Genomic DNA, 2,645 nt, shown 5'->3' on the forward strand with positions numbered 1-2,645 from the left:
CCCGAGCCCGCACCTGAGCCGGCGCCCGCACCGGACCCGGAGGCCGGCTGACGCAGAACCTTGCCCGAGTCGCCCGCGGCCCCGGCGCGGGCGCGGCGCTCGAGGTACTCGTCGATCCCTCGCGGAAGGTTGGTGAGCCCGCCGTCGCCGAACAGGGCCCACACCGAGTCGCAGATGCGCTCGACGAGGTAGCGGTCGTGGGAGATCACGACCATCGTGCCGGGCCAGCCGTCGAGCAGGTCCTCGAGCTGGCGGAGCGTGTCGATGTCGAGGTCGTTGGTGGGCTCGTCGAGCAGCAGCACGTTCGGCTCGTCCATGAGCACCCGCGTGAGCTGCAGGCGCCGGCGCTCGCCGCCGGAGAGGTCCCCGACCGGCGTGCGCTGGCGTGCCGGGGTGAAGCCGAGACGCTCGGCCAGCTGGGAGGCGCTGAGTTCGATGTCGCCGAACGCGACCCGTGCGGCCACGTCCTCGATCGCCTCGAGCACCCGCTGGTCCAGCGGCAGATCGTCGAGCTCCTGCTTGAGCCACCCGATGCGGACGGTCTTGCCCTCCTTGCGGCGGCCGGCGGCGAGCGGGGCCTCCCCGGCGAGCGCGCGCAACAGGGTCGTCTTGCCCGAACCGTTGACACCCACCAGGCCGAGCCGCTCGCCGGGGGCCAGACGCCAGGTCAGGTCCTCGACGAGGGTGCGGCCGTCGGGGGCGTCGAGACGGGCGTCCTCCAGCTCGATGACCACCTTCCCGAGCCGCCGGGCCGCGAAGCTCGACAGGCGTAGGGAATCCCGGGGCGGCGGCACGTCCTTGATCAGCGCCTCGGCCGCCTCGATGCGGTACCGCGGCTTGGAGGTCCGCGCCGGTGCGCCTCGACGCAGCCAGGCGAGCTCCTTGCGCATGAGGTTCTGCCTGCGCGACTCGGAGGCGGCGGCCTGGCGGTCCCGCTCGGCGCGGGCGAAGACCCAGTCGTTGTAACCGCCCTCGAACTGCTCGACCCGGCCGTCGACCACCTCCCAGGTGTGGGTGGCGACGGTGTCGAGGAACCACCGGTCGTGGGTGACGACGACGAGGGCCGAGGACCGCGATCGGAGGTGATCGGCGAGCCACTGCACCCCTTCGACGTCGAGGTGGTTGGTCGGCTCGTCCAGCACCAGCAGGTCAAGGTCCTGGACCAGCGCGGCGGCGAGGGAGACCCGCCGCCGCTCGCCGCCGGACAGGTCACCCACCGCGGTGTCCAGGCCCAGGTCGTGGATGCCGATCCCGTCGAGCACGGCGCGGATCCGCGGATCGCCCGCCCACTCGTGTGTGGCCACGCCCAGGCCGCCGAGCACGGCCTCGCCCACGGTGTCGGCGGCCAGCTCGGTCCGCTGGGTCACCACGGCCAGTCGCAGGCCGCTCACGCGCGAGACCCGCCCGGTGTCCGGCTCGGCCACGCCGGTGAGGATCTCGAGGAGCGTGGTCTTGCCGCCGCCGTTGAGACCGACCACGCCGATGCGGTCGCCGGCGTTGACGCCCAGGGAGACGTCGTCGAGCACCTGTCGGATCCCGAAGGACACCGACCCCTGCTCGAGGTTGATGAGGTTGGTGGGGGCCATTACTGCTCCGGTGTCTGTTGCGGGTTGTCTATGACGTGGGCCCCGGCGACGGGGCCGCGGGTGAGTCGGACCTCGCGCGCGACACCGGTCTCGCTCACCTCGGTGGCCACCGCGATCGCCTGGTCGCGGTCGGCGCAGAAGAACAGGCAGGTGGGGCCGGAGCCGGAGACCATGCCGTGCAACGCTCCCGCCTCGGCTCCGGCCCGCAGGGTCCTGCGCAGCGCCGGCATCAGCGAGAGCGCGGCGGGCTCGAGATCGTTGGCGAGCACCCCGGCCACCCGCGCGGGGTCGTCGCCCGCGAGCGCCTCGACCAGTGCGTCGACGCCCCCTGCCCGGGGCAGCTCACGGCCGATTCCCCCGTCAGCGCGCAGCCGGTCGAGTTCGGCGAAGACCACCGGGGTCGACAGGCCGCCGTCGGCGAGGGCCACGACCACGTGCTGTTCGGCTCGCGCGTGCAGCAGCGGCGCGAGTTTCTCACCCCGGCCGGTGCCCAGCGCCGTGCCGCCGCGGAGGCAGAACGGGACGTCGCTGCCCAGGCGAGCGGCCAGCGCCTCGAGGGCCGCCCGCCCCAGTCCCAGTCCCAGCAGTCGGTCGGTCGCCACCAGGGCTGCCGCGGCGTCCGCGCTCCCGCCGGCCATACCGCCGGCCACCGGAACGCCCTTGACGATCCGGATCGACAACCGCGCGTCCGTACCGGCCTCGCTCCGGAGGAGGTCGACCGCCCGGGCGGCGAGGTTGCTCCGGTCCGTGGGCACCTGGTCCGCACCGGGCCCGGAGACGACCACCTCGCCGTCGCCGGCGTCATCACCGTCGACCCGAGCGACCGTCACCCGTTCCCACAGGTCCACGGCACGGTACACGGTGAGCAGGTCGTGGAATCCGTCCGCTCGCAGGTCACCGACCCCCAGGTGGAGGTTGATCTTGGCGGGGGCGACGGCCGTCACGGCGCGCGCGCCGGCGGAGGTGGAGACGTCACGAGGCACGCCGACCAGCCTACGGCTCGCGGTGGGCCGGCCCTATCCCGAGCCGTCCGGCCGCCTCCGCGATGCGCACGTAGTC

Annotated in this window: 2 protein-coding genes; both read right to left on the reverse strand. The window is 73.8% G+C overall.

The window, feature by feature from the left end; translation table 11 throughout:
• Positions 1-1,586 (reverse strand): ABC-F family ATP-binding cassette domain-containing protein (locus tag IY392_RS15885; RefSeq protein WP_228549510.1); only part of this gene is annotated, 1,586 nt, incomplete at its 3' end.
• Positions 1,586-2,569, reverse strand: coding sequence for a 4-(cytidine 5'-diphospho)-2-C-methyl-D-erythritol kinase (locus tag IY392_RS15890; protein WP_107756949.1), 984 nt, complete (start codon positions 2,567-2,569; stop codon positions 1,586-1,588). The genes IY392_RS15890 and IY392_RS15885, both read right to left, overlap by 1 nt.
• Positions 2,570-2,645: the final 76 nt, after the last annotated feature.

This window comes from Dietzia sp. SYD-A1, assembly GCF_015356725.1.
In the GTDB taxonomy this organism is placed as follows: Bacteria; Actinomycetota; Actinomycetes; order Mycobacteriales; family Mycobacteriaceae; genus Dietzia.